Origin of the sequence: Haloferax prahovense (assembly GCF_000723845.1) — an archaeon.
GTDB lineage: Archaea > Halobacteriota > Halobacteria > Halobacteriales > Haloferacaceae > Haloferax > Haloferax prahovense.
Map to the genome: position 1 here is coordinate 194,011 of NZ_LK053001.1, position 18,161 is coordinate 212,171.

Genomic DNA, 18,161 nt, shown 5'->3' on the forward strand with positions numbered 1-18,161 from the left:
GGGAGAGAACCCAGTGACGCCGGTCGGTCAGTCCAGCACGTCGGCCGGCTCCTCGGGGTACGGCTCGCGGACGAGCCGACCCATGTCGATTTCCTGGTACGGCGCGCGCCGGAGCGTCCCGTTCTCGACGAACTCGTTCGCGCCCGCGTCGGTCAGCTTCTCCGCCAGCGCGGCGCGGAGTTCGGCGACGACCTCGGGGTTGTCGGCGGCGCACTCGTCGAGTTCGTTCGGGTCGGCCGCGAGGTCGAACAGCTGTTCGCGGCCGCCGTTGCGCATGAACACGTACTTCCAGCGACCCTCGCGGACCATCCCGGTGAAGTTCGGGGGGAGCCGCGGCGTCCGGTGGTAGCCGAACAGCCGCTCGCGGGGCTCGGCGTCGCCCCGAATTGTCCCGAGCACGTCGACGCCGTCGCGGAGTTCCTGGTCGCCCGCGGCGGTCGTCGCGATGCCGAACAGGTCGGTCAGCGCCACGAGGTCGTCGCGGCGGTCGCCCTCCGGAAGCTCCGCGGGCCAGCTCACGAGGAACGGGACGCGACACGACGACTCGAAGAACGACGACTTCTCCCAGCCGCGGTGGTCGCCGAGGAGTTCGCCGTGGTCCGAGAAGAAACAGATGAGGGTGTTGTCGGCGTCGTCGCGGGCCTCGACCGCGTCGAGCAGGCGACCGATGCGGCGGTCGACCTCCGATATCATCCCGTAGTAGTACGCCTTGATGACCCGGACGGTGGTGTCGTCGATGCCGCCTTCGCGGGTCGTCCAGAAGTGGTGGTTCTGGGTGGGAATCTTCTCGTCCATGTGGTCGGTTTCGAGGTCGCCTTTCACCGGGTTTTCGAGCCGCTCGGGGTCGTACATCCGGTCGAAGGGCGGCGACGGCGCGAACGGCGGGTGCGGCGGTTCGTACGAGACGAGGCCGAAGAACGGCTCGTCGGTGTCGCGGCCGATGAGGTCGACCGCGCGGTCGGTCATCCACGCCTCGTAGTTGTCGTCCGGCGGGAGCCGGTTCTGTTGGGGAAGGTGGACCATCGCGCCCTGTCGGGCGGTCGTCTTGACCTCGTGGCCGGTCTCCTCGCGGAACGCCTCGAAGCTCAGGCGGTGGTCGTAGCCGAGGTCGATGTCGCGGGGATGGGCGTGATACTTCCCGACGAGGAACGTCCGGTAACCCCGCTCGCGCATGCTCCGGGCGAGGAAGGGGCCGCACCGGTCTTCGAGGTGTCGCGCGTCGCGCTTTTCGTTCCCGAGGTAGCCCGTCGAGACGGCCTCGCAGCCGGTTCGGATGGTGTGTCGCGCTGGGATACAGATTGGGTCGGGCGAGTAGGCGTTGGTAAAGGAGACGCCGCGGTCGACGAGTCGGTCGATGTTCGGGGTGTGGATTCGACTGTTTCCGAGCGCCTGAATCGTGTCCGACCGTTGCTGGTCAGTCATCACGAACAGGACGTTTGGGCGAGCATCACTCACGGCCGAACTCCGACCACCAGTAGTATAAAGATAGGCCACCGCGACGGTACGGGTACATGCCACCCGCAGCGAGTGCCTTCGACGTGACAGCCTACGCCGACTCGACCGACGACCTCCAGACCGAGGCGTTCCAGACGGCCATCGACGACTGCTCGGAGTCCGGCGGCGGAACCGTCACCGTCCCCAGCGGGACGTACACCGTCGGAACCGTCCATCTCCGAAGCAACGTGACGCTCTATCTGGAGGCCGGCGCGGTCGTCAGCCCCGCGAAGGACGAAGCCGAGTACACGGACAAGTTCATCGGCCCCGACAACGAGCGCATCTTCTTCCTCGCCGAGGACGTGGAGAACGTCACCATCGCCGGCGAGGGCGAGTTCGACGGCCTCGGAACCGAGTTCATGCGGATGGACACGCCGATTCAGGGCCACTCCAACGAGAGCGCGTCGCACCCGCTCATCTCGAACGGTCCCCACGAGGCGCGACAGGGCGACGCCTACCTCTCGCGGACGAAGGGGACGGACGGCTGGCCCGTCGCGAAGCCCGACTTCCGCCCCGGTCCGATGTTCCGGTTCAACAACTGTACGAACGTCCGCATCCGCGACGTGACCATCCGCGACATGCCCGCGTGGACGCTGTCGTTCCACGGGACCGAGGAGGTCGACATCCGCGGCGTCGACATCCTCAACCACCTGCTCATCCCGAACTGCGACGGCATCGCGCTCGGCGACACGAAGAACGTCCACATCTCCGACTGCACCATCCAGTCGTGCGACGACAGCATCACCTTCGGCGCGCGACCCGACGAGCCGGTGACCTGCGAGGGCATCGTCGTGACGAACTGCACGCTCCGGTCGAGCGCCTGCGCCATCAAGTTCGGGTCGGGCACCGACGACACGATTCGCGACTGCCTGTTCCAGAACATCGTCGTCCAGGAGTCGAACCGCGGCCTCGGCATCCAGCACCGCGACTCGGGCGTCGTCGAGAACGTGCTTTTCACCGACATCGTCGTCAACTCCAACATGCTCCCCGGCCCGTGGTGGGGCAAGGGCGAACCAATCTACGTCACGTCGGTTCCGCGCGACGACGACACCGACCTCGGCGGGATTCGGAACGTGCGCTTTTCGAACATCGTCGCGCGCAGCGAGAACGGGGCGCTCGTCTACGGCTCCGAGGGCTCCGACATCGAGACCGTCGAGTTCGACAACGTCCGTATCGAACTCACCGGGAGCGAGCACGCCGACGAGGTGGGCGGTAACTTCGACCTCCAGCCGAGTTCTGTCGTCACGCCAATCTTCGCCAACGACATCGCCGGCGTCCACGTCGAGAACGCCCGCGACGTGACGATGCGCGACGTGACCGTCGAGTGGGACGACAGCGGCGACCTGCCCGACTACTACCGGAGCGGGCTGGCCTGCGAGGACGTTGACGGCCTGCTCGTCGACGGCTTCGTCGGCCGACAGGCCCACCGCGACGACGACGCGGCGGCGATTTCGCTCGTCGACACGACGGACATCACGGTTCGGAACTCCCGGGCGACAGAGGGGACCGAGACGTTCCTCTCGCTTTCGAACACGGACGGCGAACGCCTGTTCGTGAACAACGACCTCATCGACGCCGCCGACGCCGGCGACGTGGAGTCGTTCGAGCGGTCGGGGAACGCCCTCCCGCGGTAACCCGTACGTTCAAGCCGACGCGACAACGATAGACGAACGCGAAAACGCGTAGGCGAGTCCGCGGCGTTCGATTCGGTTCAGATAGCCGTATCACCGGCTGTGTCCGCTAAGACGGCTGTTCTCCCCGTGAACGGTGGTTTTTTGCCCCGAGCGGTCGACGGTCGAGTCGATGGTTCAAGAGCTAACGCTAGCCGAAGCCAAGACGATTCTCGACGCGGCGGAGGAGAAAGCCGAAGAACTCGGCGTCCCGCTGAACCTCGCGGTGACGAACAGCGAGGGGAACCTCCTCGGGTTCCGCCGGATGGACGGCGCGAAGCTCGTCGCGAGCAACATCGCACAGAACAAGGCCTACACCGCGGCCGCGGTCAAGAAGCCGACCCACGAACTGAAGGAAGGTGCCGAACCCGGCGGCGACGTGTACGGCCTCCACACCACCGACAACGGTCGCGTCGTCGTCTTCGGCGGCGGGTTCCCCGTCGAACACGACGGCGTCGTCGTCGGCGCGGTCGGTGCGAGCGGCGGAGCGGTGTCCGAAGACATGGAAGCGTCCCAAGCGGGGCTCGAGGCGTTCGAACCGCTCCGCTGAGACGCCCGCGTCGGAGTCGCCGAGTTCGGGTTCGGTTCCGACGACACCCAATCCAGCGTATCTGTCCTCACGGTCCCGTTTCGGTCAGAAGCGAACGTACGCCGAGCGGTCGGTCTCGGCCGCGTAGAGACACCCCGTCATGTCCGCGACGTAGAGCGTCGAACCGTCCGGACCGCCGAGCGTGCAGTTCGTCGGGCGGTTCTCGGGGAACGGGTGGCGTTCCAGCACCTCGCCCGACGGGGAGAAGACGTAAATCGATGGCCCCGGGCCGCTTTTTTCCCATCCGGCGCAGGCGACGATTTCACCCGACGCCGTGAGCGTCATGCCGTCGATACCCCGGTGGTCGCCGAAGTCGTGTAGTATCTCGCGGGGGCCGAGCGACCCGTCGTCCCGAATCGGGTAGGCTCGCAGGTCGGTCTCTTGGTCCGGGCCGTAAGTGCATTCTGCGACGTACAGTCGCGTCTCGTCCGGCGAGAGGAGGATACCGTTCGGACGGTCCATCTCGTCGGTGAGCTGGACGAGTCGCCAGTCGTCACCCGGGTCCGGTCGCTCGGCCCGGAAGACGGAAGTGTGGCCGAGCAACCCCCGGTCCTTGTCGTCGGGGTCGGTGAACCAGACGTCGCCGTCGCGGTCGATTTCGAGGTCGTTCGGCCCGTTGAGCGGCGTTCCTTCGAACTCGTCGACGACGACCGACGCGGGCTCGTCCGGGGCGAGCACGGCGATGCGGTGGCCCTCGGACCCACAGGCGTACAGCTCGCCGCCGAGGCCCTCGTGAAGCCCGACTGCGCCGGCGGTCGAGTCGATGTAGACGCCGGTCTCCCCCGTCTCGGGGTCGTATTCGAGGACCTGATGCTCCGTTATCTCCGTGAATCGAACCGCGTCGCCGGTCCAAATCGGACCCTCAGTCGCCCGGAACGGACCCGCGACTCGCTCGAACTCCCATGCCATCGAGTGGTCGTTCTTTCCACGGAGACTTAAACGTCGTCCGACGGGCTCGAAGTCGGTCGCTCGGTCGTTGGGTTCCATTTTGTCAATTCTAATTCCAATTTTAGAAACAAGACGGGGAGAACTGTCGCAACAAAATCGACGCAGCACTGTCCGAATTCCGGATCCCGTCACAGAACAGAACCCGAAAAATAGTACAAATATCTTGATAATTTTCGAGAACAACCATAAATACATCATGTTGATTTTCCGAGTGGAATGTATTTTAGAAATATTTTCTCATAAATATGTCTTAATTGAATAATTTTGTCCATATTAAGACAGTTTTGGATTCTAAACATATTGTTTTGCAAGTATTCATTCTGATTCGGATATGTCTCGTATAGAAATACCAATTAAGATTTTAACATAGTATTTTGATAAGAGTTCGTGAGTCACCAACCGGTAACGATATCCTCGGAAATCGCGACTCGTCGCGGAGGCGAAGGTGAATCGCGGATGCGCGTGTGAGAGAGTAGTCGACGGCGGAGAAACCGACCCCGGTCGTTCCCTGCGACAGGACGTGGTTCCGTAGAGGTGGGCGGTGTCGGTCGATTACCGCCGCAAGCCGAGTGGTGTGCTAGAAGACACACAACCACGTTGTTCCATATTGTTCATATAGCATTCCACTTTGGACCTAGAATATTATTTTAGGTTACTATACGGTACCTTTATGTGCCATTGCAACTCTGTGAGAATGAGTAACGTATGTCGAGAAAGGACATCACACAGACGCGGTCGCAGGTGGGGTCGAAATCGGAGTCAATCCGCGCTCGGTTCGGAGACGCGGCGAGTCGCCGGAACTTCCTCAAGGTCCTCGGGACGGCCGGCATCGCCGGTCTCGCCGGCTGTTCCGGGGGCGGTGAGAGCTACAACGGTGAAGAGCAGACGACGGCCTCGGGCGGCGACGGCGAGGGGACGGGGACGGAGACGACATCCGGCGGTGACTCGAGTAGTTCGACGCTCCGCATGAGCGCGACCCAGCGCTTCGGGACCGTCGACCCCGCGAAGGGGACGGACTACACGCAGGTGCTCGCGTTGGTCAACCTCTACGACCCGCTCGTGTTCCCCGACACGGAGGGGAACCTACAGGGACACCTCGCCGAGGACTGGACCGTCTCGGACGACAACCGGACCTACACGTTCACGCTCCGCGAGGGCGCGACATTCCACAGCGGCAACCCCGTCACGGCGGAGGACGTGCAGTTCTCTGCCGAGCGGTTCCTCGATATCAACCAGGGCTACTCGTCGCTGCTCGGTAACGTGCTCTCGAAGGAGAACGTGACCGTCGAGGACGAGCGGACCGTGTCGTTCACGCTCGACCGCGTCCACTCGCCGTTCCTCGCGACGCTCGTGTTACTGTTCGTCGTCGACAAACAGCAGGTCCTCGACAACGCCGAGGACGGCGACTTCGGCGACCGCGGCGACTACGCCCAGTCGTTCCTCAACGACAACGACGCCGGCTCCGGCCCGTACGAGCTCGCGGGCTTCGAGCGGCAGGCCCAGATCTCGTTCAGCCGCTACGCGGACTACTGGGGCTCGTTCAAAGACGGCGCGTACGACAACGTCGTCGTCCAGATCATCACCAACGACCCGACGGTTCGCTCGCTGATGAAGACGGGCGAACTCGACATGTCGAGCCAGTACCAAAGCGAGGAGACCTACGAGGCCCTCGCGGCCGAAGACGACATCCGCGTCGAGTCGGTCCCGACGGTGACGACGTTCTACTTCAAAATCAACACCCAGAAGGCACCGACCGACGACCCCGCCGTCCGCGAGGCGATGGCCTACGGCTTCGACTACGAGACGGCGCGTAACGAAATCGCGCCGGGGTCGCTCCCCGCGCAGGGGCCGCTCCCGACGTCGTTCGGCGTCCACAACGACGACATCGTCCAGCCGACCTACGACCCCGAGAAGGCGCGGCAGATTCTCGCCGACGCCGGCTACGAGGAGGGCGACATCACCGTCCAGAACACCTACGTGAAGGACTACGGCCTCGAAGAGAAGATGGGCCTGCTCTTCCAGCAGAACATGGACGAAATCGGCATCAACGTCGAGTTGAACCCCCAGACGTGGGGAACGATGACCGAACTCGCGACGAGCGTCGAGGGGACGCCGCACATCAACCAGGTGTTCTACGGTCCGGTGTACCCCTCGCCGGACACGGTGTTCTACAACCAGTACCACTCTGAAGCCGCCTCGACGTGGATGAGCATGGAACACCTCGAAGACGAGGCGGTCGACTCCCTCATCGACGAAGCGCGCTCGACGGTCGACGCCGACGCCCGCGCCGAACTGTACGCCGAGGTGCAAGAGCGCATCGCGAACCAGTTCCCCGCCCTGTTCATCTTCGTCCAGTCGAAGAAGCACGCCTTCGCGGACGACGTGAAGGGCTACACGTTCCGGCCGTCGATGAGTTTCGACTACTGGTTCCCCGACTTCTACCAAGAATGAAGTACTGGCAGTACCTCGTGCGCCGGCTCGCGGGCATCCTCGTGAGTCTCATCGGCCTGTCGATAATCATCTTCACCACGTCACGAGTGCTCCCCGGGAACCCCGCGCGGATGGCCCTCGGCGCGCTCGCATCCGAAGAACAGGTGCAGGCGCTCGCCGCCGAGATGGGACTGAACAAGCCGATTCCCCTGCAGTACCTCGACTACATGCGAGGGCTGCTCGTCGGCGACCTCGGGACGAGCCTCGAGACCAAGCGCGCGGTCAGCACCGACATCGTCTACTACCTGCCGGCGACGCTCGAACTCATCACGGTGTCGATGTTCCTCACCGTCGTCATCGGGATTCCGCTCGGCGTCATCGCCGCGCAGAACAAAGACGGGCTCACCGACAACGCGACGCGGCTCGTCGCGTTCTTCAGCGTGAGCGTACCCGGCTTCTTCATCGCAATCATGTTCCAGTTGCTGTTCGGCTACCTGCTCGAATGGCTCCCCATCACGGGGCGGCTCGGCTCGGAGTTCGGCTCGGGCGTCTCGCGGTTCACGGGCTTCCTGCTCGTGGACACCCTGCTGTCCGGGAACCTCGCGGCCCACGTCGACGCGTGGGCGCACATCATCCTCCCGGCGCTCGCGCTCTCGCTCGCCGGTATCGGACAGGTGATGCGCATCACTCGGTCGAGCATGATAGACGTGAAAGACCAGGACTACGTCGAGGCCGAACGCGGCTTCGGCCTCCCCTCGTGGCTCGTCACGTACAAGTACACGCTCAAGAACGCGTTCATTCCGACGCTCACGATTCTGGGGCTGTTGTACGCCTCGCTTCTGGGGAACGCGTTCCTCATCGAACTCGTCTACTCGTGGCCCGGTCTCGCGTCCTACGGCGTCACCGCGGTGCTGAACAACGACTTCAACGCCGTCGTCGGCGTCACGATGACCATCGGCGTCGCGTTCGTGAGCATCAACTTCCTCGTCGACGTGCTGCTGGGTCGCGTTGACCCGCGCATCAGACTGGCGATGGAGGAGGCGACATGAGCGCCGAGTCCGCGGGCGTCCTCGACCGGTTCGTCTCGGCCGAGCGCCGCGAACTCTGGCAGCGGTCGTGGAAGCGCTTTACGAGCAGGCCGATGAGCGTCATCGGTCTCGGAATCATCATCGCCATCATCTTGCTCGCCGTCTTCGCGCCCGTCGTCGCGCCGTACCCCGAACACGCCGGGAAGTTCACCGACTTCTCGAACACGCTCCAGCCGCCGAGCCTCGACCACCCGCTGGGGACCGACCACGTCGGCCGCGACGTGCTCTCGCGAATCCTCTTCGGCTACCGGCTGTCGCTCATGCTCGTGGGCGTCGTCCTCGGCTTCGGCGTCCCCGTGGGCGTGCTGCTCGGCCTCGTCGCCGGCTACTACGGCGGCTGGGTCGAGACGATTATCATGCGGGCGACCGACACGGCGCTCGCCTTACCGCCGCTCGTGATGGCGTTGGCCATCACCTCGGCCTTAGAGCCGACGCTGACGAACGCGATGATAGCTATCGCGGCGCTGTGGTGGACGTGGCACGCCCGCCTCGTCCAGAGTATCGTCGCCAGCGAGCGCGGCGAGGAGTACGTGCAGGCCGCGAAGCTCGCCGGCGCGAGCACACCGCACATACTCTTCCGGGAGATTCTCCCGAACACGCTGTCACCGATTCTGGTCAAGGTGACCCTCGACGCGGGCTTCGTCATCCTCATCGGCGCGGGCCTGTCGTTCATCGGCGTCGGCGTCCAGCCGCCCCAGCCCGGCCTCGGGACGATGGTCAGCCAAGGAACGTCCTACCTGCCCGACTCGTGGTGGGTAAGCGTCTTCGCCGGGCTCGCCATCTTCGTCCTCGTGATGGGGTTCAACATGCTCGGCGACGGGCTGCGTGACCTCTTCGACGTGGAGGTGAACCGATGAAACTCGACGAGCCGGTCGCCGAGAACCCGCTTTTGACCGTCGAGGACCTCGAAGTCGGCTTCGAGTCGTTCGACGGCTTCGCGGAGGTCATCGACGGCGTCAACCTCTCTATCGGCAAGGGCGAGGTCGTCACCATCGCCGGCGAGACCGGCTGCGGCAAGTCGGTGACGATGAAGTCCATCCTCCGCCTGCTCAACCAGCCGCCCGCCCGCGTCAGCGGCGAAATCACGTTCGACGGGACGGAGCTACTGTCGCTTTCGGACCGCGAGTTCGAGCGCGTCAAGGGCCAGCGGATGAGCCTCGTCTTCCAGGACCCGATGTCGAGCCTGAACCCGACGTTCACCATCGGGGAACAGCTCACCGACACCGCGCAGTTCGGCGGCGACAGCGACACGGGCGTCGTGGAGTTCTTCCGCCGCCGCTTCAGCGGCGAGCGCAACGAGGCGCGCGAGCGCGTCTTGGAGATGCTCCGCGAGGTTCAGATGCCGGACCCCGAGAACATCATGGACTCGTACCCGTCGCAGCTGTCCGGCGGGATGCGTCAGCGCGCGCTCATCGCGCAGGCCCTGCTGAACGAGCCGGACCTGCTCATCGCCGACGAAATCGGTACCGCGCTGGACGTGACGATTCACGACCAGATTCTCGACCTGCTGAAGGACCTCATCGAGAACCACGACCTGAGCGTCCTGATGATCACCCACAACCTCGGCGTCGCTCGACAGGTGAGCGACCGCGTGTACGTCATGTACGGCGGCCGCATCGTCGAAACCGCGCCGACAGACGAGCTGTTCGAGAACCCGAAACACCCCTACACGCAGGGGCTCATCGCGTCGATTCCGCGCCTGACGGGCGACGAGATGGCGACCGGTATCGACGGCTCGATTCCCGAGTACCTCGACCCGCCGCCGGGCTGTCGGTTCGCGCCGCGGTGTCCCTACGCCACCGCCGAGTGCGAGCAGGCCCGCCCGGAGATGTACGAGCGCGGCCCGCAGACCGGCGTCGAGTGCGTTCTCTACGACGAGGCCGTCCCGGCGTCCGAGCGGCCGACCGTCGAAGAGACCCGGAGCCACATGACCCGGCGACCGGGCAAGCAGAAGGGGGGTGACTGACGTGTCCGAACCCCTGCTCGAAGTCGACGACCTCGAGAAGTACTTCCCCGTCAAAAGCGGCATCATCAAGCGCACGTCCGACTACGTGAAGGCGGTCGACGGCGTCTCGTTCGACATCGAGCGCGGCGAAACCCTCGCGCTCATCGGCGAGTCCGGGTCCGGAAAGAGCACCGTCGCGCGGACAATTATCGGCCTGACCGGCGCGACCGGCGGGACCGTCAGGTTCGACGGCGAGGACATCACGAACGCGACCGACGAGCAACTGGCTCGCCTCCGGTCGCGCGTCCAGATGGTGTTTCAGGACCCCACGTCGAGTCTGAACCCACGGCGGACTATCGGCAAGTCGCTCGCGGTCCCGCTGAAGGCCCGCGGCGTGGCGACGTCCGACCTCCGGGAGCGCGTGGTCGACCTGCTCGAACGCGTCGAGTTGAACGACGAGTACTGGAACAAGTACCCGCACGAACTCTCCGGCGGGCAGAAACAGCGGGTGAACATCGCCCGCGCGCTCGCGGTCGAGCCGGAACTGCTCTTGCTCGACGAGCCGACGAGCGCCCTCGACGTGAGCGTGCAGGCGAAGATTATCGCGCTCCTCGAGGACTTACAGGAGGAGTTCGGACTCACTTACCTGTTCATCACCCACGACCTCTCTCTGGTCCGCAACTTCGCCGACGAGACGGCCGTGATGTACCTCGGCGAGATTCAAGAACGCGGCCCCACGGAGGAGGTCTTCCAGCGGCCGCGACACCCCTACTCGCGGGCGCTCCTCTCCGCGATTCCCGTCACGACCGACGAGGAAGAGGCGTACAAGCCGCGACACGAACCGCTCCGGGGCGAAATCCCGAGCCCGCGGGACGTTCCCACGGGCTGTCGGTTCCACACGCGGTGTCCCTACGCGACGGACGCGTGTTCGACCGACGAACCGCAGTTCGTCGCGGTCGACGCCGGACCCAGCGTCCGGTGTCACATCTACGACGAGGCGTACGCCGACGCGTTCGACGACGTGCCCGAGGTGGCCGTCGCGGCGGTCGCCGACGAGACAGTCGCATCGAACACCCACGAACCATGAAGATAACCACAGACAACATCGACGACTTCGCCACCGGCGCGACCGTCCTCGGGACCGGCGGCGGGGGCGACCCCTACATCGGGAAGCTGATGGCACAGCAGGCAATCGAAGAGCACGGCCCCGTCGACCTCATCGACCCGCGGGACGTGCCCGACGACGCGCTCGTCATCCCGAGCGCGATGCTCGGCGCACCGACCGTGATGGTCGAGAAGATGCCGAAGGGAACCGAGGCGCTGGCCGCCTTCGAGGCGCTCGAAACGCACCTCGGACAGGAGGCCTACGCGACGATGAGCATCGAGGCGGGCGGGCTGAACAGCACCGTCCCCATCGCCGTCGCCGCCGCGCTCGGGCTTCCCCTCGTGGACGCCGACGGCATGGGCCGGGCGTTCCCCGAGGTGCAGATGGTGACGCTCACGATGGGCGGCGTCAGCGCCACCCCGATGAGCATCGCCGACGAGAAGGGCAACTCGCTTCTCGTGAACACCGTCAGCAACGAGTACGCCGAGGCGTTCGCCCGCGTGACGAGCATCGAGATGGGCGGCGCGTGCATGATAGGCACCTACGCGCTCTCCGGCTCGGAGGTCCGCGAGCACGCGATTCTCGACTCGATGTCCCTCGCCCACGACATCGGCGAGGCGATTCGCACCGCCAAGCACCGCTCGCAGGACCCCGTCGAGGCGGTCCTCGACCGCACGGACGGCTACGAACTGTTCGCGGGGAAGATAACTGACGTGGAGCGCCGGACCGAAGGCGGCTTCGCGGTCGGCGAGGCGACCCTCGACGGCATCGACGACTGCGAGGGCCGGACGTTCACCCTCGACTTCCAGAACGAGAACCTCGTCGCCCGCGACTCGGAGCGCGGCGTCGTGGCGAGCACCCCCGACCTGATTACCGTCCTGGACGCCGAGACGGGCGACCCCGTCACCACCGAGCGACTCGCCTACGGCCACCGGGTGCGGGTCATCGGGATGCCGTGTTCGCCGAAGTGGCGGACCGACGAGGGACTCGACCTCGTCGGGCCGGGGTACTTCGACTACAGCATCGACTACGAACCAATCGAAACTCTCCAGCAACCCAAACATGACTGACTACCGAATCGGAATCGACGTCGGCGGCACCAACACGGACGCCGTCGTCATGGACGGCGACGACAACCTCCTCGCGAAGACGAAGACCCCAACCACGGAAGACATCACGTCGGGCATCCTCAACGCCCTCGACGTGGTCCTCGACGACAGCGGTGTCTCCGAGGACGAACTCGACTACGTGATGCTCGGCACCACCCACGCGACGAACGCCATCACGGAGCGCCGCGGCCTCAACGAGGTCGGCGTCATCCGCATCGGCGCGCCCGCGACCCAGAGCATCCGGCCGCTCTTGGAGTGGCCCGACGACCTCGCCGAGGCAATCGGCAACAACGTCGCCATCCTCGACGGCGGCCACGAGTTCGACGGCCGCCTCCTCAACGACCTCGACGAGGAGCAGGTCAGAGCGCAGGTTCGCGAGTTCGCCGACGTGGACGCCTTCGCCGTGACGAGCGTCTTCTCGCCCGTCCGCGACGACCACGAGACGCGGGTCGCCGAACTCATCCGCGAGGAGGTCGGCGACGACGTACCCATCTCCGTCTCGAACGAGATCGGGAGCGTCGGCCTGCTCGAACGTGAGAACGCGACAGCGCTCAACGCCGCGCTCACCAGCGTCGCCTCGGAGGCCGCGAACGCCTTCGTCGACGCGATGAACGAACGCGGCATCGACGCGAACCTCTACTTCGGCCAGAACGACGGGACGCTGATGAGCGTCGACTACGCCATCCGCTACCCCATCTTCACGGTCGCCAGCGGCCCCTCGAACTCGGTCCGGGGCGCGGCGTACCTCTCCGCGGTCGAAAACGGCATCATCGTCGACGTGGGCGGCACGACCACCGACGTGGGCGCGGTCACCGAGGGCTTCCCCCGCGAGAGCAGCGTCGCCGTCGAAATCGGCGAGGTGAAGACCAACTTCCGCATGCCCGACATCATCGCCATCGGCATCGGCGGCGGCTCCATCGTCTCGACCGACGACGGCGTCACCGTCGGCCCCCAGAGCGTCGGCTACAAACTGACCGAGGAGGCGAAGTGTTTCGGCGGGGAGACGCTGACCGCGACCGACCTCGAAGTCGCCGCCGGCACCATCGACATCGGCTCCGAGACGCCGGACGTCGACGGTAAAATCGTCGAGGCCGCCCGCGAGTACGTCAGAGAGCGCGTCGAGCGCGAGGTCGACCGCATGAAGACGAGCGCCGAGCCGGTCCCCGTGGTCATCGTCGGCGGCGGGAGCATCCTCGTCCCCGACGACATCGCGGGCGCGAGCGAGGTCCACAAGCCCGACCACTACGAGGTCGCGAACGCCGTCGGCGTCGCCATCGCGCAGGTCTCCGGCGAGGTCGACCGCATCTACAGCCTCGACGAGATGGACCGCGAGGAGGCCATCCAGCACGCGAAAGACGAGGCCACCGACAACGCGCTCGCCGCCGGCGCGGACGCCGACAGCGTGGACATCGTCGACGTCGAGGAGGTCCCGCTTTCGTACCTGCCCGGCAACGCGGTGCGAATCAAGGTGAAGGCCGCCGGGGCGCTCGACCACTGATGACGGTCGAAATCGGCGTCGAGGAGATAGAAGACATCGCGCTCGGCGCGACTGTCCTCGGCACCGGCGGCGGGGGCGACCCCCACGTCGGCAAACTCGTCGCGAAGCAGGCCATCGAGGAGTTCGGCCCCGTCGAACTCCTCCCCCCGGACGAACTGGACGCGGACGACTTCGTCATCCCGACCGCCCAGATGGGCGCGCCGACCGTCTCGGTCGAAAAGCTCCCGAGCGGGCGGGAGGCTGTCGCCTCGATGGAGCGAATCGAGCGCGAACTCGGGAAGACCGCCGACGCGACGATGCCGATCGAGTGCGGCGGCATCAACTCGACGTTCCCCTTCGCCGTCGCGGCCCGCCGCGGGCTTCCCGTGGTGGACGCCGACGGCATGGGACGCGCCTTCCCCGAACTCCAACACGAGACGTTCAACATCTACGGCGTCAGCGGGACGCCCGCGGCCGTCAGCGACGAGCAGGGGAGCACCTGCCTCATCGAGACGGAGGACAACGACCAGTTGGAGTGGCTGGCCCGCGGCGTCACCGTCAGGATGGGCGGCGTCGCCTACGTCTCGGACTACCCGATGACCGGGACGCAGGTCAAAGAGACCGCCATCCCCGACACGATGTCGCTCGCGAAGAACCTCGGTCGCGCGCTCCGACTCGCCGAAGACGACGCGATGAGCGCCATCCGCGAGGTGACCCGCGAGTCGATTTACGGCGAGGCGCGGTCGCTGTTCGAGGGGAAAATCGTAGACGTTCAGCGCCGCACCGAACGCGGGTTCGTCTTCGGCCACGTCGATATCGACGGCCTCGACGGCGACGAGGGCTCGACGATGCGCATCGAGTTCCAAAACGAGAATCTCGGTGCGGCGGTCGACGGGAGCTACGTGGCGACCGTCCCCGACCTCATCACCGTCCTCGACCGCGAGACGGGCGGTCCGATTCCGACCGAGAGCCTCCGGTACGGGGCGCGAGTCCGCGTGCTCGGCATCCGGACGCCCGAGATAATGCGGACGCCCGCCGCGCTCGACGTGTGGGGGCCGGCGTCGTTCGGCCTCGACGCGACCTACGAACCACTCGCGGACCACCCATGAGTTTCGACATCCCACACCTGACGGAGATAACGCTCGACGACCTCGAAGCGCTCGGCACCGGCGCGGGCATCCTCGGCACCGGCGGCGGCGGCAACCCCCGCCTCGGCCGCCTGCGACTCCAGACGCTCCTCGAAGACGACGCCTACCCCGACTCGGTCGAACTGGTCGACCCGCGGGACCTGCCGGCCGACGCCACCGTGGCGAGCGTCGGCGGGATGGGCGCGCCCACCATCAGCGTCGAGAAGTTCGCCGGCGGCGACGAGGAAGTGCAGTCGCTTCGGGCCATCGAGGAGCTTTCCGGCGAGACGGTCGACGCGCTCATCCCCGGCGAAATCGGCGGCGCGAACAGCATGGCCCCGCTGTGCGTGGCGGCGATGACCGACCTCCCCGTGGTCGACGCCGACGGCATGGGCCGGGCGTTCCCCGAGCTACAGATGGACACGTTCTTCATCTACGGGACGCCCGTGAACTACGCGGCGACGACCGACGAGCGCGGCAATCAGGTCGTCTACCGAGACATCGACTCGGCCAAGCGCCTCGAAGACCTCGCGCGGGCCATCACCGTTCAGATGGGCGGCCGCTCGGGCTACGCCTTCCCGCTCATGACCGGCGCGTTCGTCTCGGAGTACGCGGTACCCCACACCGTCTCACTCGCCACCGAACTCGGGCGGGCGGTCGAACGCGCCCGCGACGCCGGCACCGACCCCGTCGACGCCGGCCGCGAACTCCTCGGCGGCGAGGAGCTGTTCGCCGGCAAAATCGTGGACGTACACCGTCGCAACCGCGACGGCTTCGCTCTCGGGAGCGTCACGCTCACCGGGTTGGACGAGGACGCGACCCTCGAAATCGAGTTCCAAAACGAGTTCCTCGTCGCGCGGGACGACGACGGCGAGCTTCTCACGACCGTCCCCGACCTCATCTGCCTCGTCGACACCGACACCGGCGCGCCGGTCATGACCGACGCCCTGCGGTACGGCCAGCGCGTCCGCGTCCTCGGCGTGCCCGCGCCCGAACTGCTCACGACGCCCGAGGCGCTCGACGTCATCGGCCCCGAAGCGTTCGGCTACGAGATCCCCTACGACCCACTCCCGCGGGACGAGACCGGGTGGTGACGACGCAGTCGCCGCAGCCCCACCGCCGTCCGAACCGCTGAATCGCCCTCGACGCCGCGTTTCGCGCGGCGTCCCGCGACCGAACTAACTCGTACCACCACCCCGCCCCGACGCGTTGACTAGCCAATTCGGCACAACTTACGTGTCGTTTTGATTCGATTACGCCACCAGCAGTTTCAAATCGCACCCCCGAATACATCCGACCATGGAAAACCCCGACCTCACGTCCGCCGACGCCCCGTCCGACCCGAACACGCCGGAGGCGGTCCTCGAAAACTACCTCGACGAGCACGACTACGAGATATTCCGCGCGCTCAACGAGAACGGCCGCATCTCAGACACGGAGCTCGCCGAGCGCGTCGGCCTCTCCCGGACCGCGGTTCGTCGCCGCCGCGAGAAGCTTCAAGAGAGCGACGTGCTCGAAATCCTCGCGGTCATCGTCCTCCAGGAGGCCGACCTCGCCGACGCGCAGGTGCTCGTCTCGTTCAACCAGCACGTCTCTTCGGACGTGCGGACCGAGTTCATCACGATGCTCATCGACGAGGGACTCGTCTACAACACGAGTTCCTGTCTCGGCGAGTACGACCTCGTCTTCAGCGCGTGGCACACCGACCTGAACGCGCTGAAGGAGTACGTCTGGGACCTCTTCGACGGTGAGGAAATCGTCGACGACTACACCATCATCCCGCTTCTGAAGACGTGGAAGGCGTGGGACAAAGAGCTGGACCGACCCTGAATCGGTCGGTAGCGCGGGAGGGAGGACTCTTTTCAGGCCAGGTCGTCCAGCGCGACTCGGAGCGCGTCGACGGCCTCGCCGAGTTGCGCCTGCGAAATCGTCAGCGGCGGCTGGAAGCGCATGACGTTCTTGTAGTAGCCGCCGACGCCCATGACGACGTTGGACTCCTCGCGGAGGTGCTCGCCGACCGCGGCGGCGAGTTCCTTGTCGGGGGCGGGAGCGACGTGCTGCGGGCCGGTCGTCTCCGGGTCGACGAGTTCGATTCCCTGCATCAGTCCGAGGCCGCGGGCCTCGCCGACCACGTCGTAGTCCGATTCGAGCGTGGCGAGTTCGGCCGAGAGCCACTCGCCGTTCTCGCGGGCGGTGTCGATGATACCGTTCTCCAGTTCCTCGATAGTCGCCAGTGCGGCCGCGCAGGCGACGGGGTTGCCGCCGAACGTCGAGAGGTGGTCGCCGGAGCCGAACGCGTCGGCGATTTCCGCGGGGGCCGTGAACGCGCCGAGGGGCAGACCGTTGGCGATGCCCTTCGCCTGCGTCAGGATGTCCGGTTCGACCCCGAAGTGCTCGCTGGCGAACAGTTCGCCGGTGCGGCCGTAGCCGGTCTGGACCTCGTCGGCGATGAGGAGCGCGCCGTGGTCGTGGGCGATGTCCCGGACGCGCTTGAGCCACGCCTCCGAGGGGACGACGATGCCGGCCTCGCCCATGACGGGTTCGACGACGACCGCCGCGAGGTCGCCGCTGGTGTGCGAGCCGATGACCCGTTCGAGCGCGTCGGCGCAGTCCGCGCCGCAGGTGTCGCCGTCGCAGCGGGGGCAGCGGTAGGCGTACGGCGGCGCGGTGTGAGCCACGTCGTTAATCGTCGGGGCCATGTCCTGCTTGTAGGCCCTGTTGCCGGTGAGCGCGAGGCTTCCGAGGGTTCGGCCGTGGAAGCCCATCTCCAGCGAGATGACCTCCTTGGAGCCGGTGTACTTCCGGGCGAGCTTGATGGCCCCCTCGACCGCCTCAGTGCCGGAGTTACAGAAGAAGGACTTCTGGAGGTCGCCCGGCGTCACCTCGGCGATAGTCTCCGCGAGGTCGGCTACCGGCCGGTTCGGGTGGACGTACGAACAGCCGTGAACGAACTCCTCTAACTGCTCGGTCGCGGCCTCGACGACGGCCTCGTTGTTGTGTCCGACGTTCGTCACCGAGATGCCGGAGAACACGTCGAGGTACTCGTTGCCGTCGAAGTCCTCGAGGGTGCAACCGGACGCCCGCTCGACCGGGACGTTCAGCGATTTCCAAATCGGCATGAGGTAGTCGTCGTACGCCGCCTCGACCGACGAGTTCGTCTCCCGTTCTCTCATGAACAC

The 18,161-nt window shown here is 65.9% G+C and carries 15 protein-coding genes; 12 read left to right on the forward strand and 3 right to left on the reverse strand.

All coding sequences use genetic code 11. The features are described from left to right. Positions 1–27: 27 nt before the first annotated feature. Positions 28–1,455, reverse strand: coding sequence for a sulfatase family protein (locus BN984_RS15925; RefSeq protein ID WP_081909244.1), 1,428 nt, complete (start codon positions 1,453–1,455; stop codon positions 28–30). 56 nt (positions 1,456–1,511) lie between these two features. On the opposite strand from BN984_RS15925, the gene BN984_RS15930 reads away from it, so the two are divergent. Together BN984_RS15930 and BN984_RS15935 are read left to right on the forward strand one after the other, a co-directional pair. Next, entirely contained in the window at positions 1,512–3,128 is a 1,617-nt protein-coding gene (locus BN984_RS15930) for a glycosyl hydrolase family 28 protein (protein WP_338036224.1), read from the forward strand. A 169-nt stretch (positions 3,129–3,297) separates the two neighbouring features. After that, complete coding sequence (locus tag BN984_RS15935) at positions 3,298–3,714, forward strand: GlcG/HbpS family heme-binding protein (RefSeq protein WP_004972082.1); 417 nt, start codon at positions 3,298–3,300, stop codon at positions 3,712–3,714. Between the two features lie 84 nt (positions 3,715–3,798). Here BN984_RS15935 and BN984_RS15940 read toward each other — a convergent pair whose 3' ends face one another. Continuing rightward, positions 3,799–4,662, reverse strand: coding sequence for an SMP-30/gluconolactonase/LRE family protein (locus tag BN984_RS15940; RefSeq protein WP_049968831.1), 864 nt, complete (start codon positions 4,660–4,662; stop codon positions 3,799–3,801). Positions 4,663–5,406: 744 nt separating this feature from the next. On the opposite strand from BN984_RS15940, the gene BN984_RS15945 reads away from it, so the two are divergent. From BN984_RS15945 to BN984_RS15990, 10 genes are all read left to right on the forward strand, one after another. Continuing rightward, the gene (locus BN984_RS15945; protein WP_008096973.1) at positions 5,407–7,152 is read left to right on the forward strand and encodes an ABC transporter substrate-binding protein; all 1,746 of its coding nucleotides are present in this window, start codon (positions 5,407–5,409) and stop codon (positions 7,150–7,152) included. Continuing rightward, positions 7,149–8,180 carry an ABC transporter permease gene (locus BN984_RS15950; RefSeq protein WP_008096974.1) on the forward strand — a complete coding sequence of 344 codons (1,032 nt, stop codon included), beginning with the start codon at positions 7,149–7,151 and terminating at the stop codon, positions 8,178–8,180. The genes BN984_RS15945 and BN984_RS15950 overlap by 4 nt, the downstream gene beginning before the upstream one ends. Beyond that, on the forward strand, positions 8,177–9,076 hold the full coding sequence (locus BN984_RS15955) for an ABC transporter permease (protein ID WP_008096975.1): 900 nt from the start codon (positions 8,177–8,179) through the stop codon (positions 9,074–9,076). The genes BN984_RS15950 and BN984_RS15955 overlap by 4 nt, the downstream gene beginning before the upstream one ends. Beyond that, complete coding sequence (locus tag BN984_RS15960) at positions 9,073–10,185, forward strand: ABC transporter ATP-binding protein (RefSeq protein ID WP_049968702.1); 1,113 nt, start codon at positions 9,073–9,075, stop codon at positions 10,183–10,185. The genes BN984_RS15955 and BN984_RS15960 overlap by 4 nt, the downstream gene beginning before the upstream one ends. Then, positions 10,178–11,251 (forward strand): ABC transporter ATP-binding protein, encoded by a 1,074-nt coding sequence (locus tag BN984_RS15965; RefSeq protein WP_008096977.1) that lies wholly within the window; start codon positions 10,178–10,180, stop codon positions 11,249–11,251. The genes BN984_RS15960 and BN984_RS15965 overlap by 8 nt, the downstream gene beginning before the upstream one ends. Continuing rightward, positions 11,248–12,339, forward strand: coding sequence for a DUF917 domain-containing protein (locus BN984_RS15970; protein ID WP_049968703.1), 1,092 nt, complete (start codon positions 11,248–11,250; stop codon positions 12,337–12,339). The genes BN984_RS15965 and BN984_RS15970 overlap by 4 nt, the downstream gene beginning before the upstream one ends. Next, positions 12,332–13,876 (forward strand): hydantoinase/oxoprolinase N-terminal domain-containing protein, encoded by a 1,545-nt coding sequence (locus BN984_RS15975; RefSeq protein ID WP_049968704.1) that lies wholly within the window; start codon positions 12,332–12,334, stop codon positions 13,874–13,876. Before BN984_RS15970 ends, BN984_RS15975 begins: the two co-directional genes overlap by 8 nt. Beyond that, positions 13,876–14,964, forward strand: a complete 1,089-nt coding sequence (locus tag BN984_RS15980; RefSeq protein WP_049968705.1) for a DUF917 domain-containing protein — start codon at positions 13,876–13,878, stop codon at positions 14,962–14,964. The genes BN984_RS15975 and BN984_RS15980 overlap by 1 nt, the downstream gene beginning before the upstream one ends. After that, entirely contained in the window at positions 14,961–16,076 is a 1,116-nt protein-coding gene (locus BN984_RS15985; protein WP_049968706.1) for a DUF917 domain-containing protein, read from the forward strand. The genes BN984_RS15980 and BN984_RS15985 overlap by 4 nt, the downstream gene beginning before the upstream one ends. A gap of 205 nt (positions 16,077–16,281) precedes the next feature. Further along, positions 16,282–16,812, forward strand: a complete 531-nt coding sequence (locus BN984_RS15990; protein WP_007274222.1) for an Lrp/AsnC family transcriptional regulator — start codon at positions 16,282–16,284, stop codon at positions 16,810–16,812. Between the two features lie 32 nt (positions 16,813–16,844). Here BN984_RS15990 and BN984_RS15995 read toward each other — a convergent pair whose 3' ends face one another. Then, positions 16,845–18,155, reverse strand: coding sequence for an aspartate aminotransferase family protein (locus BN984_RS15995; protein WP_008096995.1), 1,311 nt, complete (start codon positions 18,153–18,155; stop codon positions 16,845–16,847). Between the last annotated feature and the right edge of the window lie 6 nt (positions 18,156–18,161).